Annotated in this window: 29 protein-coding genes, 1 tRNA gene and 1 pseudogene; 19 read left to right on the top strand and 12 right to left on the bottom strand. The window is 42.5% G+C overall.

Annotation, left to right across the window (positions count from 1 at the left end):
• Positions 1 to 45 precede the first annotated feature (45 nt).
• A complete protein-coding gene (locus tag TH606_RS05895) occupies positions 46 to 3,438 on the top strand; it encodes an AAA family ATPase (RefSeq protein WP_068541996.1) in 3,393 nt (1,130 codons plus the stop codon).
• 41 nt (positions 3,439 to 3,479) lie between these two features.
• Here the strand turns inward: TH606_RS05895 and rplI are convergent, their stop codons facing one another.
• From rplI to TH606_RS11685, 10 genes are all read right to left on the bottom strand, one after another.
• Positions 3,480 to 3,926 carry a 50S ribosomal protein L9 gene (gene rplI / locus TH606_RS05890; RefSeq protein WP_068541995.1) on the bottom strand — a complete coding sequence of 149 codons (447 nt, stop codon included), beginning with the start codon at positions 3,924 to 3,926 and terminating at the stop codon, positions 3,480 to 3,482.
• A 9-nt stretch (positions 3,927 to 3,935) separates the two neighbouring features.
• The gene (gene rpsR / locus TH606_RS05885) at positions 3,936 to 4,211 is read right to left on the bottom strand and encodes a 30S ribosomal protein S18 (RefSeq protein WP_068541994.1); all 276 of its coding nucleotides are present in this window, start codon (positions 4,209 to 4,211) and stop codon (positions 3,936 to 3,938) included.
• An 11-nt stretch (positions 4,212 to 4,222) separates the two neighbouring features.
• Positions 4,223 to 4,546, bottom strand: a complete 324-nt coding sequence (gene rpsF, locus TH606_RS05880) for a 30S ribosomal protein S6 (RefSeq protein ID WP_068541993.1) — start codon at positions 4,544 to 4,546, stop codon at positions 4,223 to 4,225.
• 88 nt (positions 4,547 to 4,634) lie between these two features.
• A tRNA-Val gene (locus tag TH606_RS05875) sits at positions 4,635 to 4,709 on the bottom strand.
• A gap of 60 nt (positions 4,710 to 4,769) precedes the next feature.
• Positions 4,770 to 5,381 (bottom strand): XTP/dITP diphosphatase, encoded by a 612-nt coding sequence (locus TH606_RS05870; protein WP_068541992.1) that lies wholly within the window; start codon positions 5,379 to 5,381, stop codon positions 4,770 to 4,772.
• Complete coding sequence (gene rph, locus TH606_RS05865) at positions 5,374 to 6,090, bottom strand: ribonuclease PH (RefSeq protein ID WP_068541991.1); 717 nt, start codon at positions 6,088 to 6,090, stop codon at positions 5,374 to 5,376. The genes TH606_RS05870 and rph overlap by 8 nt, the downstream gene beginning before the upstream one ends.
• Complete coding sequence (locus TH606_RS05860; protein WP_068541990.1) at positions 6,057 to 6,980, bottom strand: 4Fe-4S binding protein; 924 nt, start codon at positions 6,978 to 6,980, stop codon at positions 6,057 to 6,059. The genes rph and TH606_RS05860 overlap by 34 nt, the downstream gene beginning before the upstream one ends.
• Complete coding sequence (locus TH606_RS11995; protein ID WP_157627877.1) at positions 6,977 to 7,108, bottom strand: thioredoxin; 132 nt, start codon at positions 7,106 to 7,108, stop codon at positions 6,977 to 6,979. Before TH606_RS11995 ends, TH606_RS05860 begins: the two co-directional genes overlap by 4 nt.
• Positions 7,092 to 7,283, bottom strand: coding sequence for an MTH1187 family thiamine-binding protein (locus tag TH606_RS11690; RefSeq protein ID WP_197460516.1), 192 nt, complete (start codon positions 7,281 to 7,283; stop codon positions 7,092 to 7,094). Before TH606_RS11690 ends, TH606_RS11995 begins: the two co-directional genes overlap by 17 nt.
• Entirely contained in the window at positions 7,267 to 7,404 is a 138-nt protein-coding gene (locus tag TH606_RS11685) for a thiamine-binding protein (RefSeq protein ID WP_197460515.1), read from the bottom strand. Before TH606_RS11685 ends, TH606_RS11690 begins: the two co-directional genes overlap by 17 nt.
• Positions 7,405 to 7,615: 211 nt before the next feature.
• Between TH606_RS11685 and TH606_RS05850 the strand changes: the two genes are divergently transcribed.
• From TH606_RS05850 to TH606_RS05780, 14 genes are all read left to right on the top strand, one after another.
• Positions 7,616 to 9,046, top strand: coding sequence for an RtcB family protein (locus TH606_RS05850; RefSeq protein ID WP_068541989.1), 1,431 nt, complete (start codon positions 7,616 to 7,618; stop codon positions 9,044 to 9,046).
• Between the two features lie 112 nt (positions 9,047 to 9,158).
• Positions 9,159 to 9,488: a histidine triad nucleotide-binding protein gene (locus tag TH606_RS05845; RefSeq protein WP_068541988.1), complete on the top strand. Its 330-nt coding sequence runs from the start codon at positions 9,159 to 9,161 to the stop codon at positions 9,486 to 9,488.
• A gap of 10 nt (positions 9,489 to 9,498) precedes the next feature.
• On the top strand, positions 9,499 to 9,870 hold the full coding sequence (locus TH606_RS05840) for a hypothetical protein (protein ID WP_068541987.1): 372 nt from the start codon (positions 9,499 to 9,501) through the stop codon (positions 9,868 to 9,870).
• The gene (locus tag TH606_RS11680; protein ID WP_068541986.1) at positions 9,851 to 10,057 is read left to right on the top strand and encodes a nucleotidyltransferase family protein; all 207 of its coding nucleotides are present in this window, start codon (positions 9,851 to 9,853) and stop codon (positions 10,055 to 10,057) included. Before TH606_RS05840 ends, TH606_RS11680 begins: the two co-directional genes overlap by 20 nt.
• A 120-nt stretch (positions 10,058 to 10,177) precedes the next feature.
• Positions 10,178 to 10,591, top strand: a complete 414-nt coding sequence (locus tag TH606_RS05830; RefSeq protein WP_068541985.1) for a HEPN domain-containing protein — start codon at positions 10,178 to 10,180, stop codon at positions 10,589 to 10,591.
• Between the two features lie 22 nt (positions 10,592 to 10,613).
• A complete protein-coding gene (gene rnr / locus TH606_RS05825; RefSeq protein ID WP_082863543.1) occupies positions 10,614 to 12,761 on the top strand; it encodes a ribonuclease R in 2,148 nt (715 codons plus the stop codon).
• A 56-nt stretch (positions 12,762 to 12,817) separates the two neighbouring features.
• Positions 12,818 to 13,618, top strand: coding sequence for a DUF4388 domain-containing protein (locus TH606_RS05820; RefSeq protein WP_068541984.1), 801 nt, complete (start codon positions 12,818 to 12,820; stop codon positions 13,616 to 13,618).
• Positions 13,615 to 14,214 carry a hypothetical protein gene (locus TH606_RS05815; RefSeq protein ID WP_068541983.1) on the top strand — a complete coding sequence of 200 codons (600 nt, stop codon included), beginning with the start codon at positions 13,615 to 13,617 and terminating at the stop codon, positions 14,212 to 14,214. Before TH606_RS05820 ends, TH606_RS05815 begins: the two co-directional genes overlap by 4 nt.
• Positions 14,211 to 15,041, top strand: a complete 831-nt coding sequence (locus tag TH606_RS05810; RefSeq protein ID WP_068541982.1) for a HAMP domain-containing protein — start codon at positions 14,211 to 14,213, stop codon at positions 15,039 to 15,041. Before TH606_RS05815 ends, TH606_RS05810 begins: the two co-directional genes overlap by 4 nt.
• 113 nt (positions 15,042 to 15,154) lie before the next feature.
• A complete protein-coding gene (gene extKL, locus TH606_RS05805; RefSeq protein WP_248595806.1) occupies positions 15,155 to 16,492 on the top strand; it encodes a multiheme c-type cytochrome (seleno)protein ExtKL in 1,338 nt (445 codons plus the stop codon).
• A gap of 314 nt (positions 16,493 to 16,806) precedes the next feature.
• Positions 16,807 to 17,109: a DnaJ domain-containing protein gene (locus tag TH606_RS05795; protein ID WP_068541981.1), complete on the top strand. Its 303-nt coding sequence runs from the start codon at positions 16,807 to 16,809 to the stop codon at positions 17,107 to 17,109.
• Between the two features lie 3 nt (positions 17,110 to 17,112).
• On the top strand, positions 17,113 to 18,345 hold the full coding sequence (locus TH606_RS05790) for an aspartate kinase (protein ID WP_068541980.1): 1,233 nt from the start codon (positions 17,113 to 17,115) through the stop codon (positions 18,343 to 18,345).
• A 10-nt stretch (positions 18,346 to 18,355) separates the two neighbouring features.
• Positions 18,356 to 19,951: a citramalate synthase gene (cimA, locus tag TH606_RS05785; protein ID WP_068541979.1), complete on the top strand. Its 1,596-nt coding sequence runs from the start codon at positions 18,356 to 18,358 to the stop codon at positions 19,949 to 19,951.
• A 9-nt stretch (positions 19,952 to 19,960) separates the two neighbouring features.
• On the top strand, positions 19,961 to 20,725 hold the full coding sequence (locus TH606_RS05780; RefSeq protein ID WP_068541978.1) for an ATP-binding protein: 765 nt from the start codon (positions 19,961 to 19,963) through the stop codon (positions 20,723 to 20,725).
• Between the two features lie 14 nt (positions 20,726 to 20,739).
• Here TH606_RS05780 and extJ read toward each other — a convergent pair whose 3' ends face one another.
• Entirely contained in the window at positions 20,740 to 20,949 is a 210-nt protein-coding gene (extJ, locus tag TH606_RS05775) for a selenite/tellurite reduction operon protein ExtJ (RefSeq protein WP_068541977.1), read from the bottom strand.
• Between the two features lie 94 nt (positions 20,950 to 21,043).
• On the opposite strand from extJ, the gene TH606_RS05770 reads away from it, so the two are divergent.
• The 4 genes from TH606_RS05770 to rimO are packed head-to-tail and all read left to right on the top strand — an operon-like array spanning position 21,044 to position 24,465.
• On the top strand, positions 21,044 to 21,949 hold the full coding sequence (locus TH606_RS05770) for a L,D-transpeptidase family protein (protein ID WP_068541976.1): 906 nt from the start codon (positions 21,044 to 21,046) through the stop codon (positions 21,947 to 21,949).
• Positions 21,950 to 21,951: 2 nt separating this feature from the next.
• Positions 21,952 to 22,797: a pantoate--beta-alanine ligase gene (gene panC / locus TH606_RS05765; RefSeq protein WP_068542007.1), complete on the top strand. Its 846-nt coding sequence runs from the start codon at positions 21,952 to 21,954 to the stop codon at positions 22,795 to 22,797.
• Positions 22,798 to 22,801: 4 nt separating this feature from the next.
• Complete coding sequence (gene panD / locus TH606_RS05760) at positions 22,802 to 23,176, top strand: aspartate 1-decarboxylase (RefSeq protein ID WP_068541975.1); 375 nt, start codon at positions 22,802 to 22,804, stop codon at positions 23,174 to 23,176.
• Between the two features lie 5 nt (positions 23,177 to 23,181).
• Complete coding sequence (rimO, locus tag TH606_RS05755; RefSeq protein WP_068541974.1) at positions 23,182 to 24,465, top strand: 30S ribosomal protein S12 methylthiotransferase RimO; 1,284 nt, start codon at positions 23,182 to 23,184, stop codon at positions 24,463 to 24,465.
• Positions 24,466 to 24,479: 14 nt separating this feature from the next.
• Here rimO and TH606_RS11865 read toward each other — a convergent pair.
• Positions 24,480 to 24,934: pseudogene (locus TH606_RS11865) on the bottom strand (IS3 family transposase); the annotation flags it as partial.

Here is a 24,934-nt window from a genome sequence, read left to right as displayed (position 1 = left end):
CAGAAATCTTGCCGACTAATAGTTTTTCGTTAAATTTTCCAGGAGATGAGAATAAAGCGCTTAGAAATTTTTGGCTTTAAATCTTTCCCCAAAAAGATAAACATAGTTTTTCCCGCCGGGATCTCTGCCATTGTAGGCCCTAATGGCTGTGGCAAAAGTAATCTGGTGGACGCCCTACGCTGGATTCTGGGAGAACAAAACCCGAGGTTTTTACGTGTAAGAGAGATGACAGACCTTATTTATGCCGGCGAAAATGGCCATCGTCCAGATTTTGCTGAAGTTAAGCTCGTCCTTGAGAGTGACCAGAACGAAGGCCCTAGGGACTTAGCTAAACTTAGCGAAATTTCTGTAGCCAGGCGTCTTTACCGGGATGGAGAGAGTGAGTTTTATCTCAACAACCGGCCGTGCCGTTTAAAAGATATTGTTTATCTTTTCCTTGATACCGGGGTCCACGCCAGGGGCTACGGTATTATTGACCAGGGAAGAGTTTCTCAGTTTCTAGAACTTAGCCCTAAGGAAAGACGCCGTTTTTTAGAAGAGCTGGCAGGCATTGCCCGTTTTAAACTCAAAAAAGAAGAAACAGAAAAACAGCTTTCTAAGACCAAAGAAAACCTCAATCGTGTAAAAGATATTTTATTAGAGGTAGAAAATCGCCTGGAAGAACTAAAAGTTCAGGCTGAAAAAGCCCAGAAATATCTAACCCTCCAAGAAGAGATAAGAAATTTAAGTCTTAAAAAATTCAATATTCAATTTAGAGAACAAGAAGTTAAACACCAGAAAGTTTTAGCAAAAGTTAAAAATATTAACGAAGAAGTTAACGCTATTTTAGAAGAAATAAATCATCTTGAATCTAAAAAACAAGAAAAAGAAGCCTTAGTTTTCTTGCTAAAGGAAAAAATAAAAACCCTTAAAACTGAAGTAAACGCCCTTGAAAAAGAGATAAGGGAGACTGAAAAAAGATATTATGAACTACTTAAAGAAGAAAGTAGTCTGGGTCAAAAACTTATTAAAATCGAAGAAAAAATAGCAGGTAAAAAGGAGAGGTTAGACTTTATTAAAAAAAGATTGGTAGAAATAAAAAGTGAAAAGAAATATATTTGTCAATTCTTAGAGGAAAAGAGAAAAGAACTTAACAAGGTAAAAGAAAACAAGCAGACTTTTGTAGAAGAAAAAATAAAAATAGAAAACAATATAAAGGAGATTAAAGAAAAGGTTTTTAAAATAAAATATCAATTAGAAGAGAAGAAAAAAACGAAAAAAGATCTAGAAAAAAGGTTAGAAAAATTTTTATGCGAAGTTAAAAACATAGAAAAAGAACTAGAAAATCTTAAAAAAGATTATCAAAAAAAATTAGAAAAGAAGTCATTTTTAGAGGAGAAAAAAAGAAAATTATTGAAGCAACAAGAAAGCTTGGCTTTAACTCTAAAAGAACTTGAAGAAAAAATAGAAAACAATAAAAATTTTCTGGAAAAAGAGCAGGAAGAAGCTTCAAAACTTCGTTTGAAAGTAAAAGAAACTAATTCAGAGATAGAATGGTTAGAAAATACTATAAAAGCTAGAAAATCAAAGGCGGCAAAAGTTTTAAATGCTAGAGGTTTAAAGATAGAAAGTATCTTTGAAATAATAAAATTGACTCCTGAAGAAGAAAAAATTGCTGAGTTAGCCTTTCCTGAAATCTTAGAAGCCCTTTATTTTCAAGACAAAGATATTTGTAAAAAAGCTATAAATTTCTTAAAGGAGGAAAATCTTCCTTGTTTAATTGTCCATACTAAAAATCCAGCCCTTCTTTTAAAAGAAAAGATTAAAAATATAAGTCTTAAAGAGGATATTAATTTAGAGGAAGAACAAACTATTGTTACTCCTCAAGGAGATTTGTGGGAGCCTGAAGGTATTTTTCGCCTTAGGGGAAAGGTATTGCCAAGTTTGTTAAAATACAAAAGAGAATTAGATGAAAAATTAAAAATTTTACCTGTTCTTAAAAGCGAATTAAAAGAAAGCGAAGAAAGGTTAAAAAATTTAGAAAAAAATATTATTGAGTTAAAGTCAAAGCTACAAAAAAATCTTAATCTAACAAAACAGAATGAAGAAGAAATAAAAAAAGACGACAGCTTTATTAGAAAAATAAGTCTTGATATCGAAAAGATAATTCAAAATAAAGACTTTTTAGAAAAGAGAAGAGAAGAAAATAAACAAAAAATAACCCAAATTTATAAGGAACTTGAAAAGATAAACTTAGAACTTTTAGAACAAGAGAAAGAAAGATTAGATGAAGAATTAAGAAAAAAAGAGGAAATTTTAAAGATAAAAAGTCAAAAATTTAAACATATTTTGTCAACAATTAGAGAAATTGAATTAAGGCTTTCTGCTGAACAGGAAAAACTAAAGCAATTAATGAATGAAGAAAAAAGACTTCTTCAGGAAGAAGTTAATCTAAAAAGAGATCTAGAAAAACTAAAAGAAGAAAGAAAAATTCATGAAGAAAAATTAAAAAGTATTAAGAAAAAAATATCTGCTTTAAAAGAAGAAATTGACCGTTTAAAAGAAAAACAGGAAAAGTTGTTAAGCGAGCTCAATGAAAATGAAGAAGTTTATCTTAAAACAGATGATAGTCTGAAAGAACTTCTTAAAAATCTGGAGGAACTTGAGAGAAAAAGAGACCAAAAAGAAAAGAAACTACATCGCCTGGAAATAGATCTGGCGGAAATAGAGTTAATTCTTAGCCACTTAAAACAGCAGGCCCAGGAACAATTTGATGTTTATTTACCTTTAAATGAAGATACTGACAAAGTCTCTTTGGTAGAGCTGGAAAAAGCGCTAAAAAGAAAAAAAGAGGAGTTAAATTCTTTTGGTCCGGTAAATCTTCAGGCCGTAGAAGAGCTTGCCAAAACTGAAGAAAGAAAAAATTTTCTCGTAGAGCAAAAGGCTGACTTAGAGAAGGCTATAAGTGATTTAATTTCGGCTCTCAAGCAAATAGATCGCACCTGTCGCGAAAAGCTAAAAGAGGCCCTTTTAGCAGCCAATAAAAAACTTGGTGAAATTTTCCCCTTACTTTTTGAGGGGGGGCAGGCAGAACTTAAGTTTACAGAAAGTGATGACCCTCTTGAGGCGGGACTTGACCTGGCCGTGAAACTACCAGGCAAACCCATAAGGCATCTTTCCATGCTTTCAGGAGGGGAAAAGGCGCTTACCGCTTTAGCTGTACTTTGTGCCTTTTATCTGGTCAAACCAGGGCCTTTTTGTATTCTTGACGAAGTTGACGCTCCCCTTGATGAAGCCAATACCGAAAAATTCATACGTTTACTAAGGGAGCTAGCCCGATATTCCCAGATAATTCTGGTAACTCATAATAAACGGGTAATGGAGCACGCTGACCTTCTCATCGGGGTGACCATGGAAGAAAAAGGCGTGTCAAAAATAGTGAGTGTTTCGCTTTCTTAAATGGAAAAAGAGGGGCAATTAGCCCCTCTTTGACTGGCAAATTAGCTTAAAGGCACAACTTTAACTTTGATGTGAGCGGTAACATCAGCTGAAAGTTTAATAGGAACGATATATTCTCCCAGTTTTTTGATAGGCTCTTCAAGAAGGACCTGTTTTTTAGTGATTTCAAAACCCTTTTCTTTTAAAGCGTTGACTATCTCTGTGGCTGAAACAGAACCGTAAAGGCGGTCTTCTTCTACCACGCGCTGTGGAATTTCAAGTTCTACTTCGTTTAAGCGTTCAGCCTCAGACATGAGCTTGCGGCGAATTCTTTCGGCTTTGGCAAGGATTATCTGGCGTTCTCTTTCTATAGCCTTAAGACTCTTTTTGCTGGCCGGAATAGCCAGGCCTTTGGGAATTAAATAATTGCGGGCATACCCTGGTTTAACGGTGACTACGTCTCCAGGGGCACCTAAGTTGGGGACATATTCTTTAAGGATAACCTGCATGTTAACCTCCTATCTCACAAACTCTTCGTCTTCAATGTCAGCAATAAAGGGTAAAAGGGCCATAATACGAGCCCGTTTAATAGCGGTAGTTAACTGGCGCTGATGTTTAGCGCAGGTGCCAGTTTGCCGACGGGGGATAATTTTACCCCTTTCGGTGATGAAAGCCTTGAGTATTTCAGGTTCTTTATAGTCAATCTTAAGATTGGGGTCAGCACAAAAGCGGCATATTTTCTTACGCGGATAAAACCGACGGCGTCTTACCGTGCTCTGAGTTTCGTTAGCCATGTCTTCCTCCTTTAAGCGGCTAAATTTTCGGGTTCGTATTTTTCATCAAGTTTGACCACAATAAACCGTATGATCCTTTCGTCTATGCGGAAATTCTGCTCAAGCTTGGGCGGGGTTTGGGCAGGTGCGGCAAATTCCATGAGGTAATAATAACCTTGGCGCTTTTTCTCAATGGGATAGGCGAGCTTTCTGAGTCCCCAGTCGTCCTGTTTTAGGACTTCACCGCCGTCCTGCTGGATAATTTGGGAAACCTTTTCTACGATTTCATCTTTAGCGTCAAGGTGATCAGGGTGGATGACAAAAAGAGTTTCATACTTGCGTAACTTTTCTGCCATACTTTCCTCCTTCTGGACTTAGTTTTAGGCCCCTTGCGGAGCAAGGAGGTGCCTTGTCTATATTACTTTTTAAAAATTTAAAAAAATTTGGTGGGCGGTGCTGGATTCGAACCAGCGACTTCCACCGTGTGAGGATGACGCTCTACCACTGAGCTAACCGCCCACCGGGTTTCAATATAAATTAGTTACAGGTATTTGCAAGGGCCTGAGAGGCTTTAAAAAACTATTCTATTTCCTTAAGAAAAGAAGGAAGTTTTGCCTTCACTTCGGCCAGGGCCTTGCCCCGATGACTAAGTTTGTTTTTTTCTTCAATGGGGAGTTCAGCAGCGGTTTTACCAAGTTCTGGAATCAAAAATATCGGGTCATAACCAAAGCCTTTTTCTCCCCTGGGTTCAAGGGAAATTAGCCCTTCCCACACGCCTTCAGCTGAAAACCACTTGCCGCTCGGGTGATATACCACCATAACGCACTTAAACCTGGCTGTGCGCTTGTCTAGAGGTACGCCTTCAAGTTCTTGGAGTAATTTTTCTATGTTTTTCTGGTCATCTCCGTGGGTGCCGGCGTATCTAGCTGAATATACCCCTGGAGCACCACCCAGGGCATCTACCTCAAGGCCTGAGTCATCAGCCAAGGCCAGATGGCCAGTGGCTTCGGCTATTTCTTTGGCCTTTTTGAAGGCGTTTTCAAAAAAAGTTTTCCCTGTTTCTTCTACCTCTGGAGTCCCGGGAAAGTCAGCAAGGCTTTTAACTTCTACCGGAAGGTCTTCAAGATAGGCTTTAATCTCTTTAACTTTACCTGGATTTCTTGTGGCCAGCACCAGTATCTTTTTAGGCATTTTCAAGCACCTTTTGCTGAATTTGGGTAAGTTCTTTTATGCCTTTTAAGGCCAAATTTTTCATTTTTTCAAATGTTTCCCAGGGAAAGGGCTCTTTTTCCGCGGTGGTTTGAATCTCAACTATGTGTCCTTCGGCTGTCATAACAAAGTTGGCGTCAATTTCAGCTAAAGAGTCTTCGTCGTAGTTTAAGTCAAGCAGCACTTCGCCTCCCACCTGCCCGCAGCTTATGGCGGCAAGCTGATATTTCATTGGGTTCTGGGCAAGGAGGCCTTCTTTTAAGAGTTTTCTGAAGGCAAGGGCCAGGGCCACCCAGGCACCAGTAATAGAAGCTGTGCGCGTGCCGCCATCTGCCTGCATAACGTCGCAGTCAATCCAGAAAGTCCTCTCACCGAGAAGTGCAAGGTCCACCACGGCCCGAAGCGAGCGGCCGATGAGGCGCTGGATTTCATAAGAGCGCCCCTTTTTGCCGGTAGCACTTTCACGCGGGGTGCGCTGGTGTGTTGAGCGGGGAAGCATGGCGTACTCAGCGGTTATCCAGCCCATGCCAGTGTCCTTAAGAAAGGGAGGAACTTTATCTTCTACCGAGACGCTGCAAATAACTTTGGTTTCGCCAAGCTCCATGAGCACCGAGCCTTCTGCGTACTTTAAGTAATGAGGCGTTATTTTTACCGGCCTTATTTGGTCAGGCCTTCGTCCGTCTTTGCGCATAATTTTCTTTTACCAATACTTTTACGAGAGTCAAATCTTTCGGTGAGAATTAGAGAAAATTCAAGTTCTATTACTTTGGCTGGGCAGCCCTTTAAGCAGTTAAGGCACCGAATACATTCAACGCTATTCAATTCTTCGGGAATTTTTAGGCCCATGGGACAGACCTTTTCACAAATATCACAATCAAGGCAGGCTCTGTTTTGCCACTTGAGTTTGAAAAAACCAACTTTGTTGAAAAGTCCGTAAATAAGGCCAAGGGGGCATAAGACCTTGCAAAAAAAACGAAAATAAAATACGCAAAGTGTGAGAACGGTGATTAACAGGGCTATTTTCCAGTAAAAAAGGCTCTTTACCAGGGCGGAAAGCTCAGGCCTTAGAGCCAGGTTAAAGAGACCGGCCTCAAGAGTGCCAGCCGGGCAGACCAGGCGGCAGAACCAGACTTTACCGTAGCCGATTTCGCTTACCAGGGTTATGGGTAAAACAATCACAAAAAAAACGAGCAGGATGTATTTTACGTAGTAAAGAATACGGGGACAGGCAAATTTTTGCGTTCTTATTTTGTAAAGTAGTTCCTGAAGAAGGCCAAAGGGGCACACCCAGCCGCATACGATTCTTCCCATAAAAAGCCCAAAAAGTACAATACTTCCAACTACATAAGTAATGGCTGAGACGGCCTGGGTGCCAAGTAGCCTCAGGCTTGCCAAAGATTGCTGTAAAGCGCCTAAGGGACAGGCAAAAAGAGCTGCCGGGCAGGAATAGCAGTTAAGCCCTGGGAAACAAACGCCTTTAAACGGCCCGCGGTAAAGGGCCTTTTGCCACAAAAAGCTGACATTGGTATTGGCTAAAAGGGCAAAAAATAACTGTACGAACTTTCGTTTGGGAAGTTTCATTCAAGCCCCATACAGGAAAGACAAAGCGAAACAGCCCTTGACCACACAAAACCAAAACCACCTGTGAGGAGGCCGTAAGCCAGAAGGCCTCCTCCTACTGCTAAAAGAATTTTAGGCAGATGTTTCATTTAGGTGCTTTTTAACGTGTTCTACTTTGTCACCAAGGTGGACTTCTTTGTCCCGACGGTCATCTATTTTAAGAGCGGTATATACCCTTTTAGCGCCGGCCTTGAAAGGTATTTCATGGACTTCCCGAACAATTTTTAAAAGTTCCTCTATATCTCCTTCAATAATGGTGCCCATATCTGTAAGTTTGTGGGGTATTTTTTTTTTCAGTGAGATACTTTTCAATGTCAGCTACGTAACGTCCAAGGCTTGTTGAGCCGGTGCCAAGAGGAATAACGCTTATTTCCATAATGGCCATAGTTTCCTCCTTAAATATTTTGGGCAAAGGACTTTTCTCTAAAAAGAAATTTAATCTTTGGTTTCCTTTCTGAAAAGGATAAATGTAGTTGTTTTTAAGTCTGCTAGCCCTTATCATCTAATTATTAGGAGAGCATTTTCACATGACAAAGGGGCATAATGATAGCCCTATTCATTAATAGTAGGGCAAAATTTTGGGAGGGAGGGATAATATGGAACTCAAATCTTTGGTAAAGATTAGCGAATATGAATGGGAAATTCCCAGAAAAGGCTCCATGAGAGTCCCAGGGCGTATTTTTGCCAGTAAAAAGCTTATAGAAGAGATGGACGAAAAAGTACGCGAGCAGGTAACCAATGTGGCCTGTTTGCCAGGGATAGTGCGTGCTTCCATTGCCATGCCAGATGCTCACTGGGGCTATGGGTTTCCTATTGGTGGGGTAGCAGCTTTTGATCCAGATGACGACGGCATAATTTCTGTAGGCGGGGTAGGGTATGACATTTCCTGCGGAGTGCGCTCTTTGCGTACCGGACTTAAGCGCGAAGAGGTAGAACCCGTCCTTGAAGAGCTAATTGATGCGCTTTTTCACACTATCCCTGCTGGTGTAGGCTCAGAAGGGAAAATCAAGCTTTCTATAAGTCAGCTAGATGAAGTTCTGGTAGGCGGGGCTCGCTGGGCGGTGGCTAACGGTTATGGGGAGCCAGAAGACCTTGAATACATAGAAGAAAAGGGCTGTCTTCCAGGGGCTGACCCAAAATGTGTTTCCATTGAGGCCAAAAAAAGGCAGCATCGCCAGGTGGGAACTTTAGGTTCTGGTAATCACTACCTTGAAGTTCAATATGTGGCTGAAATATATCACCGAGAAGCGGCTGAAGCCTTTGGCCTTGAAGTGGGAGACGTAGTTATTTCCATTCACTGTGGCTCACGGGCCCTTGGACATCAGATTGCCACAGACTATCTCAAAGTGTTGGCCAAGGCCTCTAAAAAATATGGCATCCCTATCAAAGAAAAGGAACTCGTATGTGCGCCCATAAGGTCTCCTGAAGGCGAACAATATTACCGGGCTATGGCCTGTGGTGTAAATTGTGCCCTGGCTAATCGGCAGGTCATCACTCACCTTGTGCGCGAAGTCTTTGCTGAGATTATTCCTGAGGCAAGGATTACAGTTATTTATGACGTGAGCCATAACACCTGCAAGGTAGAAAAACATAAGGTTAATGGCAGAGTTAAAGAACTTTACGTGCATCGCAAAGGAGCTACCCGTGCCTGGGGGCCTGGGAGACCAGAGCTTCCTGCGCGTTATCGTCACGTAGGGCAGCCGGTAATAATTGGCGGGAGCATGGGGACGGCTTCTTATATCCTGGTGGGCACGGAAGAAGGTGAAGAAAAGGCCTTTGGTTCAGCCTGCCACGGGGCCGGGCGCACTATGAGCCGTCACCAGGCCCTAAAGCGCTGGCGGGCAGACCAAATCGTAGCTGAACTTCGTAAAAAAGGCATAATTGTGCGGGCTAAGTCCAAAAGAGGGCTGGTGGAAGAAGCACCTGAGGCTTATAAAGACGTTATTGAAGTAGTAGAAGTGGCCCATCGGGCAGGCCTTGCTCATAAAGTAGCCAAACTTTTACCCATGGGGTGCATCAAAGGCTAGGCTAGAAATGTCACAAAAAATTTGCCCCGAAATATTGCAAAATTTAATTAATAAAGGTTGAGTTTAGTAAAAGAAATATCGTAATCTTAATTTTCAATAGAGGAGGTGGCTTATGGCTGAGGAATGTATTTTTTGTAAGATCATAAATAATGAAATTCCAGCTGATTTTGTTTATAAAGGTGAGCGTATTGTGGCTTTTAAAGATATAAACCCCCAGGCTCCCATTCATATTCTTATTGTACCTAAAAAACACATTCGGAGCATTAATGACCTTACCGAAGAAGATGCCCCTCTGGTGGCAGAAATGATAATGGTGGCCAAACAACTGGCTAAAGAACTTGGCACAGCCGAAAGAGGTTATAAGCTTTTTTTCAATGTGGAAAAGGGTGGAGGGCAGCTTATTTTCCATATTCACCTTCACCTGGTTGGTGGCTGGAAGTAAGGAGGGTAAAATGCGTTGGCTAATGTTTTTAATTTTTTTGTTATGGGCCAGTGTTTGCCAGGCCATGGTCCTTTCTCAGCAGGAAAAAAACCTTTACGCCGCTTATTTTTTTGCTCCAGAAAGACCACCCACTACCCTGGGCTATGTTTTTACTAACTTTGGCCCTGGAAATATAAACTTTCTTGAAAGGGTTGATATTGTGCTTGACCGTGATGGAAAAGTAGCTGGAGTGTTGCTTGTCTATACGCCTACAGATGGATTTAAACGCCATGTATTCCTTCGAGATATAACAGGCTGGATGTTTCAAGAGGTTCGCCCTAATGCCAGGGGGAAAAGGGTACTCATAAGAATAATAACTTCAGATGAACTTAACAGGCTATAAAGAACATTATAACCGGTTTATTCAACAATTATTAGCCAGGATAAAAGATTTTTATCAAGAACGGCTGGTTTCAGTAGCTATTTTTGGTTCGGTGGTAAGAGGTATTTTTCGGCCAGACTCAGACATTGATCTTCTGGTAGTAGCAGAAGGCCTCCCTAGAGGAAGAAGACCGGGAAGACTTTTTTAAGAACTATCTTGAGGAACTACGGAAAAAACTTAAACGTTTGGGAGCAAAACGCGTAAGACGTGGAGGAGGCTGGTACTGGATACTTAAGCCAGACTATCGTCTAGGAGAAATCATAGAGCTATGACTAATCTGACTCTTGCTCAAAGCTATCTTTTCAAGGCTACCAAGAGATTAAAAATTTTACCTGTCCTTCTTGAAGAAGATTATTCAGACGTAGTCCGTGAAACCCAGGAGATAGTTGAACTGGCCCAAAAAGCTATGTTGAGACAGGTGGGTATTGACCCGCCTAAATGGCACGATGTGGGGAAAATACTCCTTGAAAACGCGGAGCTTTTTCTGGAAGAAATTTCTACAACTTTACCTGAACTTGCCCGGATTTCCAAAAGGCTAAGAAAGGAAAGAGAACTAGCTTTTCATGGAGACGTGGACTTTATTCCCACGGAGGAATATACCCGCGAAGACGCTCTTCAAACTATGGAAGAAGCGTCTTTGGTGGTAGAGGTTGCCAGAAAACTTATCAAGCCGGAATTTTAATATAACTTAGTAGATTAGATAAATGGCTAAGAAAAAGAAGAAAAAGCCCCGTGTGGGCCTTCCTACGGAAAAAGAGATAGTGGCGGCCATGAAAAAGGCTGGCCGCCCGGTTCTTTTACGTGAGCTTTACCATATTTTGAATATTCCCACCTCTGACCGTAAAGAATTCCGCACCCTGGTTAAGAGGCTAACCAAAGAGGGGAAGCTTGTTCATATTAAAGGCAAGCGTTATGGCCTTCCTGAGCAGATGCAGCTTATTACTGGAAAGCTGAAAGTCCACCCTGATGGTTACGGTTTACTTGAACCTGAAGAACTTAAAAAACCCGTAGTTTACATTCCTCCTGGCCGTCTTAAGGGGGCCATTAACGGTGACAAAGTAGTAGTAAGAGTTGAAACCCCTACACGCAAACGCCCAGAAGGCACGGTTATTAGAATTCTTGAACGTGCCAAAAAATATATTGTAGGCTTCTTTTACCGTGGCCGTCGTGTCTCTACTGTTATACCTGAAGATGACCGTTTCCCCTTTGAAATTCTCATCCCACCTGATGCTACCAAGGGTGCTGAAGACGGCGACATGGTAGTAGCGGAAATTGTTGACTTTAGCCCTGGGCGAAAGATTCCTGAAGGGCGTATTATCGCAGTTTTAGGAGACCCAGAAGATCTTTCCACCCAGATCAAAGCCGTTATTTATAAATACGAGCTTCCTTTCCGTTTCAGCCGGGCGGTTAAGAAAGAGCTTAAAGAAATTCCTGACGAAGTGCGCGAAGAAGATAAAGCTGGTCGCAAGGATTTTCGTAAACTTCTCTTTGTAACCATTGACGGTGAAACTGCCAAAGACTTTGACGATGCTATTTATGTACGCAAATTACCAAAAGGCTGGCGCCTTTATGTGGCCATTGCTGATGTAGCCCACTACGTAAGGCCAAATACCGCCCTTGATAAAGAGGCTTACGAACGTGGTACAAGTGTCTATTTCCCAGGCACAGTGGTGCCAATGTTTCCTGAAAAGCTTTCCAACAATTTATGTAGTTTGAACCCAGAGGTGGACCGCCTGGCCATGGTGGCAGTCATTGATTTTGACAGAGAGGGCAACCGCCGCCAGATGAAGTTTTACGAAGGGGTTATAAAGAGTCACCAGCGTTTTACTTATAACATTGTGCGAGATGTAATTGAAAAGAAAGATCCTCAGGCCAGGCGTAAATATAAGCGCTTTTTAGGGATGTTAGAGAATGCCGCTGAACTTTGCCGTTTATTAAGGCAAAAGCGCCTTGCGCGGGGAAGTATTGACTTTGACCTGCCCGAGCCCGAGGTAATACTTGATGCTCAAGGTCAGCCTGAAGACATTGTGCGGCGTGAACGTCATTTTGCCCATTTTATTATTGAGGAATTTATGATTGCGGCCAACGAAGCGGTGGCCGAGTATTTAACCGAAAAAGGCTATCCTATTCTTTACCGGGTGCATGAGCCACCTGACCTTGAAAAGTTGAAAGAATTTGTGGACTTTGTTGCCACCCTGGGCTTGGAATTAAAGCTTCCTCGCGAACCAGAGCCATCCTGGCTCCAGATGGTAATTGAAATGGCAGAGGGAAAGCCATACGCCTATTTAGTTAATACCCTTCTTTTGCGTTCTCTTAAACAGGCCAAGTATTCCCCTGAAAATATAGGCCATTTTGGCCTGGCCCCAGAGTGCTACTGCCATTTTACCTCTCCCATCAGGCGATATCCTGACCTGGTAGTCCACCGGGCTTTAAAGGCTGCCCTTAAAAAGAAAAAGCCTCCCTATAAACTCCAAAAGCTTGAGGAAATGGGTAAACACCTTTCTGAAAGGGAGCGCATAGCTATGGAGGCTGAACGCGAGGCCCTTGACCGGGTGAAAGTAATGCTTATGAAGCACCGCATTGGTGAAGTTTTTGATGGTGTAATTTCGGCGGTTACGGCCTTTGGCTTTTTTGTGGACCTTTTTGAAATTTATGTCTCTGGTGTGGTGCGCCTGGTTGATCTTGCTGATGATTACTATGTACTTGATGAAAAGAACCATCGTTTGGTGGGGCGACGTACAGGAAAAGTCTTTCAGCTTGGTGATTTAGTGCGCGTTAAGGTAAAAGATGTAAACGTTTCCCGCCGTCATATCAATTTTGAACTCATTGAAAAAATAAAATCTCCAAATTAAACCTTCCCTGCTTTTTAGCCGAAAATTCTAATAAAGAGACTTTTTAGGAGGTCCATATGGGCCAACCTCAGCGTAAAAAAGAAAAAGTCGTAGAATTAAGCGGCCCTCCCATTATGCAGGGCCAGTTGAAGACTATATCCCTAGGAGACGTCTTACAACTTTTGGTGAATAGGGGAGAGCGCCTATTAGTTTTAGTTCATTTGCCAGATGGGGTGGGGCGGGTTTTTCTTGAAGGAGAAAATCTATTTCACGTAGAAATAGCTGGCAGTCAGGTAGAAGAAGGCCTTCAAGCTTTGCGTAAACTTATTTCCCTTAAAGAAGGCCGTTTTGAAGTAAGGCCCCCTGTGAGATGGCCTGAAGAGGGGAATTTAATCGGCCCTGTTCAGGCCCTTTTACTTGAAGCTCTGCGCCAGGAAGATGAAGCGGCTTTTCAGGAAACCTTTATAAACGATGATTTATTTGAAAAGGCTTTAAATTTTGAACCCCCTGAAGTTAAAGAAGAAACCAAAGTGCAGAAAACTCCTCAGTATTCTTTGCTTGAACAGGTAAGTAAAAAAATTTCTGGAACAGATAGCCTTATCTTGCTCAACAGGCAAGGCGAAATACTTGAAGGATCGGGTGAGGGAAAAGGTGAAGAGCTAGCGGGAACAATTTCTTATTCCGTTTTTCATCTTCAGGAAATCGGCAACCTCCTTAGTCTGGGAGAGTTATCCGGGTTTGCGGTGGCCCAGAAAAATAAACTAATAGCTGCTATGGTCCTGGAAGAGGAAATTGTTGGCTTTCAAACCAAATTTAAAAAAGGCCTCCTCTGGTGGAGCAAAAAACTCCTGGAACTTAGAAAGGAGCTTGCCAAGTGAAAAACCTGCTAACTAGTTTGGTAAAATTAGATGAAGTCAACGCCGTTTTGGTTAGCCGTGAAGGCCAGCCTGTATTCAGTTATTTGCCAGAATTTTTTTCTTCTGAAATACAGGATGTTCTTTTTCAATCCTTTGACGAGATTTTTGCTGCTTTAGACCAAAAAAGAGAAACTCCTACCCAGGAATTAGTGGCCCTTTTTGAATCCGGTTCAGTGGTGGTTAAAAATGTAAAGGACTACCAGGTACTTTTAGTTCTTAAGTCTTCGGTGCCAGGTCCACTGGTAAGTGTGGCCCTAAACGCTTTAACCCTTAAGCTTGAAAAGCTTGCCAATAGTAAATCTCCCAAAACACAGGAACTTATCCCTCTTGTCCTCTTTAATGAAATAGTAAAACTTCTGGCTAAACACTATGGTCCGGCAGCCAAACTAATAGTTAAGAAATCTCTGTTAAAAGCCGAAGCCACAGATAAAGGGTTACCGCTGGTAAATGTCTCTATGTTTTTAAAGGCTTTACAGGAGCAAATAGATGAAAATCACTTGGCCCAGCAGGCTATTAATAAAACCAAAGATATTATTCGTAGCTGGAGGATGCAATGATAATGCGCAAAGATAGGCGCTTCAGCCTAGCTGATAAAGTGGCTCTCTTTTTCATAATGGTTTTTGCTTTCGGTGCAGTAGGTCTTTATTATAACTTGCGAAATTTGCAAAAAACAGAACTTCTCATGAGTTCACGCTTGGTGGCCAAGGTAGTTGATAGCCTGATTTCTTCTTCCGCTGAGCTAGGCGGTATCTGGGCTACTGATAACAAGGGGCTCAAAACAGTGGCTACGGTTTCTGGTCTTTTAGAATCTACTGGAGACCAGATAGACTTATATCGTGTTCACGATCCAGAATTTATATCATTTGTAACCAGCTTGTTTAAAGACCCTAAAGCTAAAATCAGTCTTGATTTTAAATCTATTCCTCCCTCTGGAGAGGCTTGGTCATTAAAAAATAGTGTTTTTTCTTATGAAAAGCCAATAATAGTTTCAAAAGCCTGTGTTTCCTGCCACGAAGCCAGCAACGGTGCTCCCCGTTTACGTTTAGGTGAGGCAGCAGGGGTCATTAAAGTTAATTTTTATGATCAGAATCTTTTGAGTTTGCTGGGAGAGTCTATTTCTCTTTACGCTCCTCTGGCCTTTCTTTTAGTAACTCTTATTCTTTATGTATTAGTTCGTTTTGAATTAATTAAGCCCCTTTCTGAACTAACCCAAAAAGTTCATGAAATGAGCCTTGGTAATCTTGATGTAGATTTAGGGGTAAAGGGTATATCCGAAGAACGTTCACGAGACGAAATTGTAAAGTTGGCCATTTCAATTGAACGCTTGAGAAAAAGTCAAAAAACAATGGAAAAAATGCTAGATGATGATTCCTTGATGCTATAAAAGTCAAAAAAGCTACAAAATTCACGAATTTAGCCCTTCTTTCTCTTGCTCTTTTTTTCTGATTTATGTTAATTTCAGTGAACAAAATAATTAATTTACTTGAAGGGGGCGTTATGCGGTTATTTAAATTAGTTATTTTAGTTTTAATTTTCCTTTCCTTAGGTGTTGTTACCGGTCATGTTTTAGCCGCCCAAAAGAAAAAGGCTAAGACTATGGCTGAACTGGCGGCAAGATATGATTCGTCTTCATGTCAGGAATGTCATGAAGAAATTTACGAGCAGTGGGAAAACTCCTTGCATGCCCGCCCTCTTTATGGGACCGGGCGAACTGCTCCTACCATTATCACCTCTATTGAAAAGGGGCTTAAAAGATTTCCTTATTCAGGGGTTAAAGACATAAAAGATATTAAGGTCAAGCACCTTATGATTTGTGCTAAATGTCACCTGCCTCAGCTTGATGAAGCCACCGACGATGTAGCTCGCGAGATAGTGGAAACCCTTTATACCTGGAAAAAGGCCCTTCAAGAAGGAGACGATGACCTGGCAGACGAGATGGAAGAAAAGCTAAATTCGTTAAACATTGGCTGTTTGGTCTGCCATCAGAAAAAGGCCATTATCCATCCTTGGGTTGATGGGCCGGTTGACCCCAAAGCTGTTTACGGAAAAGACGAATATGAACACGAATCTGAAGATTATCCTATGGTTAAAAAGGCTCCAGCTTTAGGTGAATCTATTTTCTGTGGTCAATGCCACGGTTTGGGGCCAAATTTTGAATTAGAACATCCCTCTCAGTGTGCCACGCTTTATGGAAGTTACTTGTATTCTTACATTCATGCCGGTGGCCACAAAACCTGTCAGGAGTGTCACATGAAAGAAAGTGGCCTGGGCCACGATATGCAGGCTTATCGCGATGAGACTATGATTAAAATGGCCCTTGATGTTGATGTAGATGCCATGTCTTACTTTTGGCGTAAAAATAAAGAAGAAGGGGTTATCCCCTTAGCTGTAGTTAAAGTAGGAATATTTAATAAAGCTGGTCACGTAATACCTGATGGCTGACCTACTCCCAACAGAGTGGTCCTGGAAGTGACCGCTAAAACTGTAGGCAAAAAACCCAAAGAGATTTACAAAAAACAGGTTATTTATATGCCTCATCCTGGGCGTTTAGGGCGCGGCAAAGAAATGGGGCGAGGCCCCTATGAAAAGAGTGGCTTGTTAAGAGATACAAGTCTTCCGCCTTTGAAAAAGGTAAAAGAGACTTTTGAAATCCCCTTCCCATATAAAGATGTCGTCAAAAATGGTAAAAAAACCCGGGAACTTTTAGCCGATGAATTAGAAATAGATGTCAAGGTGTGGTATCTCCCCTTTGGCGAATTTGACGGCTATGAAGTTCTCTTTTTCAAAGATACCAAAAAAGTAGATTTAAAGACCGAGTGGGTCTGGCGTAATTAAGCTTATTTTTGATATTACAACAGGGTAAAACGGGGCACACCAGGTGCCCCGTTTTGTTTAGTTCTCCTTTTAAAGCTAACAAAAGTTATCTGAGATATTTTCGCCACTTCGCGGTTCTCAATGATATTTTAAAAAATGTTGCAACATAAAGTCACTGCGAAAAGTGCGTTTTTTCTTACTTGCGAGGTATTTTCTTTATCATTACTAGTAGATCCCTTGCTTTCTCGGGGCAAACGATACAATCTCAGGAGTTATCTAAGATTAGTCAATTTTTCCAAAATAGGGTAAATTCAACGAATTGGTGAGAGAGGAAAATGGCCAGGAATAAATGGCAAAAAATAGAAGAGGCACGTAAGTTGCTAAAACTTCCTTTGCAGACTACACGTGCAGAGATAAGGGCCAGGTATCGGAAGCTTGCGGCTGAATTCCATCCAGACAAAAAAGGCGATACTCAGTCCATGCAGCGTTTGAATGAGGCCTATCACTTACTGATGGATTATTGTGAGCACTACTTAATTGATTTGCGCCCCAACGATCAGGGGGCAGATGCAGAAGACTGGTGGTTTTTACATTTTGGTGAAGACCCTGTCTGGCGAGGTAAAAAAGAGGAGGATTAGCACATGCTGGTAGTCCAGAAATACGGTGGCACTTCTGTTGGTGACCTTGAGCGTATAAAAAACGTGGCCAGGCGTATTGCCAAATATAGAGATGAAGGCCACGATGTAGTGGTGGTGGTTTCAGCCATGGCTGGAGAAACAGACCGCTTGCTCAAACTTGCCTATGATTTGGTAGAGGAACCAAGTCCACGCGAGCTTGATATGCTGGTGGCTACTGGGGAACAGGTTTCTTCAGCCCTTCTAGCCATGGCTTTAAACGCCATGGGTTATCCGGCTAAGGCCCTTCTTGCTTTCCAGATTCCAATTAAGACAGACGAACTTTTTGGTAAGGCTCGCATTAGAGATATTGCTACCAAAAGATTGAAAGAAGAGCTGGCCAAAGGGCAAGTGCTAATAGTAGCTGGTTTTCAAGGAATTACCGATGAAGGAGATATTACCACCCTTGGGCGAGGAGGCTCTGATACCACGGCGGTGGCCATAGCTGCGGCTCTCGGGGCCGACGTCTGTGAGATTTTTACCGATGTTGATGGGGTCTATACAGCCGATCCCCGTATCGTCCCTAAGGCCAGAAAAATAGCCAAAATTTCTTACGAAGAAATGCTTGAGCTTGCCAGCATGGGAGCCAAAGTACTTGAGATTCGCTCTGTTGAGTTTGCCAAAATTTACAGAGTGCCGGTTCACGTACGTTCAAGCTTTTCTTATGAACCTGGCACAATGGTAGTGGAGGAGGATGAGTCCATGGAAAAAGTCCTTGTTTCAGGTATTGCTTATAATCGCAATGAAGCCCGCATTTCCCTTTATGGTGTGCCTGATAAGCCGGGTATTGCCTCCCGTATATTTGGTCCTATTGCCGAGGCTGGTATAGTGGTGGATATGATAATTCAAACGGGGCGCCCTGACGGTAAAGCGGACATGACTTTTACTGTCCCTAAAACCGATTACAAAGCTACTTTGAAGTTAGTTAACGAGCTAGCACCTGAAATTGGGATTGAAAAGATTGAAGGAGATGAGGATATTGCCAAGGTTTCCATTGTGGGAGCAGGGATGCGAGCTCATCCGGGAGTGGCGGCCAAGATGTTTCAGGTATTGGCAGACCATGGTATCAATATCCACATGATTTCAACTTCTGAAATAAAAATCTCCTGTGTTATTGATGAAAAATATACCGAACTGGCGGTGAGAGCTTTGCACGAAGCCTTTGGCCTGGATAGGGCCCCTGAGGAAGAAACTTCTTAGCGAGGTTTTTATGGCTAAAAAAATAGAATTTTATGATACTACTTTAAGAGATGGCACCCAGGCAGAAGATTTTACGCTTTCGGTAGAGGATAAGCTTCGGGTAGCCCAGAAGCTTGACGAGCTGGGTATAGACTATATTGAAGGCGGCTGGCCAGGATCTAATCCCAAAGATGCCCGCTTTTTTAAAGAGGCAAGGGACTTAAGTCTTAAACACGCCAAAATAGCTGCTTTTGGGAGCACTCATCATCCGCGTAAAAAGCCCGAAGAAGATCCTAATCTTGAGGCCCTTATTGAAGCCCGCACACCGGTTATAACTATATTTGGTAAAAGCTGGGATATACATGTAAAAGAAGCCCTTAAAACCACCCTTGAGCGAAATCTTGAAATTATTGAAGCTTCGGTAGCTTATTTAAAACCTCATTGCGAAAAGCTTTTCTACGATGCAGAGCACTTTTTTGATGGTTTTAAGGCCGATAGGGATTACGCCTGTGAGACGCTTAAACGGGCGCAAGCTGCAGGCGCCGATGTGCTAGTTCTTTGTGATACTAACGGTGGCACTCTTCCGCATGAAATCGTAGAAATCATGAAAGAAGTTAAAAAGCGTCTTGGTAAAGGGGTATCTTTAGGTATCCATGCCCATAACGACTCTGAGTGTGCCGTAGCCAATTCCCTTATGGCGGTCTTAGAGGGAGCCATTCAGGTTCAGGGCACCATAAACGGGTTTGGAGAACGCTGTGGAAACGCCAATCTATGTTCTATTATTCCCAACCTGCTTTTAAAGATGGGCTATGAGGCCCAGGCCAAGAAATACTTACATAAGCTTACTGAAGTCTCACGCTATGTTTGCGAAATAGCCAACATCCCTCACCCGCGTTACTTGCCTTATGTAGGCCGCAGTGCTTTTGCGCACAAGGGAGGAGTCCATGTTTCGGCGGTAATGCGCCATCCACGCACTTACGAGCATATAGAACCTGAGCTGGTGGGTAACGAACGTCGTGTGCTGGTTTCTGACCTTTCAGGCCGCAGTAACATCGTCTATAAGGCTCAGCAATTTGGCATCAAACTTGAAGCCAATGACCCTATGGTGGTTAAAATCGTAGAAGAGGTCAAAAAGCGTGAGGCTGAAGGATACCAGTTTGAAGCGGCAGAGGCCTCTTTAGAGCTTCTCATGTATCGTTTAATTGGCGAGCCAAAACAATACTTTGAACTCCTGGGATATAGGGTTTTTGATATGCAAAATCCCGAAGAAGGTTATCCTCTGGTAGAAGCCACGGTGATGGTAAGGGTGCCACCAGGGGTAGGCGAGGTGGAGCATACTGCGGCTTCAGGAAATGGCCCGGTAAATGCCCTTGATAACGCCATTCGCAAGGCCTTAGAAAGATTTTACCCTCAGTTAAAAGAAATGGTCCTTGAGGACTATAAAGTCCGCGTTCTTCCTGGAAGCCCTGGCACAGGGGCTATGGTGAGGGTTTTGATTTTTTCCCGTGATAGTCAAGACCGCTGGGGAACAGTAGGTGTTTCTCATGATATTTTAGAGGCCAGCTGTAAGGCTCTGGTAGATAGTCTGACTTATAAATTATTTAAAGATAGACACAAGAGAAAATAGGAGGAGCACGTGTCTCAAGTTATAGCTTTAGCAGGAAAGGGGGGCACTGGTAAAACAACTACGGCTGCCCTTATAATAAGACATTTAGCTAAAACAGGGCGAACACCAATCCTTGCGGTAGATGCGGACCCTAATGCCAATTTAAACGAACTGCTGGGGCTTGAGGTAGAGACTACTCTTGGTGAGATAAAAAATGAATTGCGTTCAGCCGTGCCTGATAGTATGGCTCGGGGTGATTTCATCGAAATGCGCCTTAACGAAGCCATTATTGAAACAGATGACTTTGATTTGATTGTCATGGGGCAACCGGAAGGTCCAGGCTGTTATTGTGCAGCCCACGCCTTTCTTTCCCAGGCCCTGGAAAAGCTTCTTAAAAACTACGCTTACGTGGTGACTGACAATGAAGCAGGCATGGAGCACCTTTCCCGTATGAATTTACGAAAAATAGATAAGCTTCTAATTGTTTCTGATGCATCTTCTCGGGGGGTTATGACGGCGGGCCGCATTGCTGAATTGATTAAACCCCTTCAACTTGAAGTTGGAGAAATTTGGCTCCTGGTGAACCGGGCTCCACAGAAGATTCCCGAAGTCCTTGATGAATATGTAAAACAGGTGTGTGAAGAAAAGGGCATGAAGTTTCTGGGGTATTTGAATGAAAGCCCAGAGATTTTTGAGGCCGAAATAAATCGTCGTTCTATCCTTGAGTTGCCTGATGACACACAGGTGGTTAAAGAGGCGGGAGAACTTTTTGAAAGGCTTTTAAAGGGGGCCTAAGCCCCCTTGTTGTATTAGCAACCTTCAATGGCTTTTTTCTTCATGGGTTTGATTTTTACTTTATCGCCAACTTTGCACTTGCATTTGCCTTTAATCTCAATAACCATGGTTTTACCGTCAACTTCTTTTACCGTGCCTTTGCAATATTTTGCCGCTAAGGCTGAACCACTGGAAACTCCCATAAAAGATACCGCCATAATTAGGGCCATTAATTTTTTCCTCATAAACTACCTCCTTTTGTTTTATGTATTTGCAAATTTAAATGTAATATATTTTTGAATAAAATGCTAAATTTTTTTTAGTTGAGGAGAAAGGACTTTGCGGAAAATAAGCTTCAAATCGATAGTTTATTCCTTAATTTTGTTGTTTTTTGTTTTTTCTGAGGCTAAGGCTTCTTTTTTAATAGTGGTAGAAAAATATTCCCGCACTCTTTATGTGTACGAAAATAACCATATTCTTAAGGCCTATCCCATTTCTTTGGGCTGGAATCCAGATGAACCCAAAATTCGCCGTGGAGACGGGGCAACTCCTGAGGGACTTTATTTTATTACAGCAAAAAGACCTTCTCGTAAATACGGCCTTTTTTTAGCTATTTCATATCCAAACTTGAAGGATATAAATCTGGCTTATTGGCAAGGACGCTTAAACCTCAAGGATTACGAGCTTTGTCTTAAGGCCTATTTCGAAAATTCGCCGGATCCAAAATGTCCCTTGGGTTTTGGGCTGGGGATTCACGGCGGAGGAGTTTGGCGACTCAAAGAAAACAAGCTTATTCGGGACTGGACTTTCGGCTGCATTGCTATGGAAGATGAAGATATTAAAGAACTTTATGATCTAGTAAAAAAGGGGACACCGGTTTTAATTATTGATGCTCACAAATCTCTGTTTGAGATTATGAAAAATTTTGTTTATATCAACCAGCCCCATTTGTTGTATCCCTGGTGGGGAGAGTGGACTTTTAGCCTGCCAGGTATATTGGTGCGGATTTCCCTCTGGGAGGACCTTTCAGGATTTAAAAAACTTACCATCTGGGGAGAGAGCACTCAAGGCCAAAAGCTTTTATTTTTGTATGAAGATACCAACGGAGACGGTAGGCTTGCCTGGTGGGAAAAAATTCACTCTTTTGAAAATAAGGAGTGGAAATTTGAAGAGCTTCAAAATATTATAATAGATTTGTTACCTTTGTGGATAGAAGAAAAGATCTTGGTAGATCAAGGAGGGTAGCTATTCGCCTGATAAAAGAAATTTCTCAGATGAAGACCTGGCGGGAAAATGCTCGCAAAAATGGGATAAGAATAGCCCTGGTCCCCACTATGGGTTATTTCCATGAAGGGCATCTGGCCCTTATGAAAAAAGCCAAAACCCTGGCAGATAAAGTCGTAGTAAGTATTTTTGTTAATCCTATCCAGTTTGGCCCTCGTGAAGACTTTAGTTCCTATCCCAGAGACCTTGAACGAGATGCTGCTATGGCTCAGGAAATTGGCGTAGATGTGATTTTTACTCCAGAAGCCCGGGACATGTATCCCGAAGGTTACCAGACATATGTTGAGGTAACAGAACTTAGTAAACCTTTATGTGGGGCCAGGCGCCCTGGCCATTTCAAAGGCGTGGCTACGGTTTGTCTTAAGCTTTTTAATATCGTGAGGCCTCACGTGGCAATCTTTGGCCTTAAAGATTACCAGCAATTTCTGGTGATAAAGCGCCTGGTGAAAGACCTTAACCTGGATGTAGAAATAGTCGGCCATCCCATTGTGCGCGAAAAAGACGGCCTGGCTATGAGCTCGCGCAATGTTTATCTTTCTGAAGAAGAAAGAAAATCAGCGGTTTGTTTATACAAGGCCCTTTGTTTAGCGAAAGAAAAAGTAAAAGCAGGCCAGAGAAATCCAGAAGCCCTTCAAAAAGAGCTTGAAGAATTTGTTTTATCCCATCCTTATACTAAAATAGATTACATAGAGTTCAGAGACCCAGAAACTCTGGAAGAGGTAAAAGAAATTTCTAAACCTACCCTTTTGGCCCTGGCGGTTTTTGTGGGTAAAGCCAGGTTAATAGATAACATGATTATTGAACCTTAGGCTTATGTGGCGCAAATTTTTACGTTCAAAATTACATACGGTGCGGGTTACAGCGAAAAACCTGGAATATGAAGGTAGCCTCACCCTTGACCCACGCTTTATGATTGCGGCGGGTCTTGAGCCCTTTGAGAGCGTTTGGGTTTATAACTTAGAAAACGGCGAGCGCTTTGAGACTTACGTCATCAAAGGCGAGTGGGGAAGTAAAGAGGTTTGTTTAAACGGGGCAGCAGCCCGCAAAGGAGAGGTGGGCGACCGCCTGATTGTAGTTTCTTATCACTGGCTTACCCCCGAAGATATTGAGTCTGCCACCGTAAGACTTGTTTACGTGGATGATGAAAACAACATTATCCAGGAAAAAGACCTGCCGGTTAAAGAATAGCTTTCATGAAGATTTATCCTGTCCTCCTGGGTTGTCCCAAAAATCGCGTTGACGCCGAAAAATTTTTGGCTGAACTCAGAGAGAGAGGGATTACCGTATCCCTTGACCCTAAAGAAGCTGATATCCTCTATGTAAATACCTGTGCTTTTATCCGCGAGGCGGTAGAAGAATCCCTTGATGTAATTTTTGAATTAGCAGAGTTAAAAAGAGAAGGCCAGCGCCTGGTGGTAGGTGGCTGTCTCGTGACCCGCTATCGGGAAGAACTTTTAGCTGAACTTCCAGAGGTGGACCAGTTTATAGGAATTGAGGCTTACCGTTTGCCTGAAGTTATTTTCTCGCAAGAGAGATATTGCTTGCGTCTTGAGGGGAAGGAGACTCCAAGGCGTCTTCTTACGGAAAATCCCTTTTACGCTTACCTGAAAATTACTGAGGGCTGTAGCCACGCCTGTTCTTTTTGTACTATTCCCCGGATAAGGGGCCCTCTTCGTAGTGTGCCAGAAGAGATAATCCTTAAAGAGGCTAAAAGCCTAGTATCCCAAGGTGTTCAGGAGATAATTTTAGTGGGCCAGGATGTCACTGCCTACGGGAAAGACCAGGGTCTTCCCCGGCTTTCCTATCTTTTAAAACACCTCGCTAGAGAAGTGTCGCCATCCTGGATAAGGCTTCTTTATCTCTATCCCGAGGGTTTAAGTGAAGAGATACTTAAAACTATTTTTACGGAAAAAACTATCTGTCCATACTTTGATATACCTATTCAGCACGCGAGTCCTGAAATTTTGAAAAAAATGAAACGTTTAACTGAGCCTGAAAAAGTTTTATCCCTTATAGAACAAATTCGTAAGGCTTCTAAAGAGGCTGCCATTAGAACCAGTATTATTGTTGGCTTTCCCGGGGAGACGGAAAAGGATTTTGATAACCTGCTTGCGTTCCTCAAAGAGGCCCAGTTTGACCATCTGGGAGCCTTTATCTACTCACCTGAAGAAGGCACTCTTGCCGCCAAAATGCCTGGCCAAATTTCTGAAAAAGAGAAAGAGGCTCGCTTCCATGAGGTAATGAAACTTCAGCAGGAGATTTCTAAGAGGCGGCTGGCTGAACGTTTAGGGGATACCACCGAAGTTTTAATTGAAGGCGTTGATGAGGAAGGGCGTCTGGTTGGTCACGCTCGCTTTCAGGCCCCTGAGATAGACGGTGTAACCTTTATTGAGGGTGAAGCTACCGTGGGAGATATTGTGCCGGTAAAAATTATTCGAACTGATGTTTACGATTGTTTTGCCAGTCCCCTTTCATAAATCCGGGCGGTTCAAACCGTCTCTGCCAAAGCATTGTCATATGAGTTCCCCACTCTGCCTACCGAGGGCTCTATACCTGCTTCTGCTAAACGATCTGTATACCTAATCGACAAATATTGTACCCCTCTATCACTGTGATGAATAAGCCCCTCCTCCAATCTCTGACTTTGAAGAGCCTCCTCCAGGGCTTCCAGGGCCAATTATGCTCCTGGCGACTCCGAAACCTGCTACCCTACTATCATCTTTGAAAATACATCTATCACAAAAGCCACGTAAACAAATCCCTGGCCACAGGGCACATACGTCAAATCTGCCACTCACAGCCTGTTCGGCCTCTCTGCCTTGAAATTACGCTCCACAAGATCTTTTACCTGATGCTTTTCTTCTGAAACCGTTGTCCGTGGTTTGCGTTTTCCCCGAACTACCCCTGCCAATCCCTTCTGTCTCATCAGCCTCTCTACTGTGCACC

This window comes from Thermodesulfatator autotrophicus, assembly GCF_001642325.1.
In the GTDB taxonomy this organism is placed as follows: domain Bacteria; phylum Desulfobacterota; class Thermodesulfobacteria; order Thermodesulfobacteriales; family Thermodesulfatatoraceae; genus Thermodesulfatator; species Thermodesulfatator autotrophicus.
The sequence above is the reverse complement of the archived record's forward strand: the minus strand, read 5'-3'. Positions and strand labels throughout refer to the sequence as shown.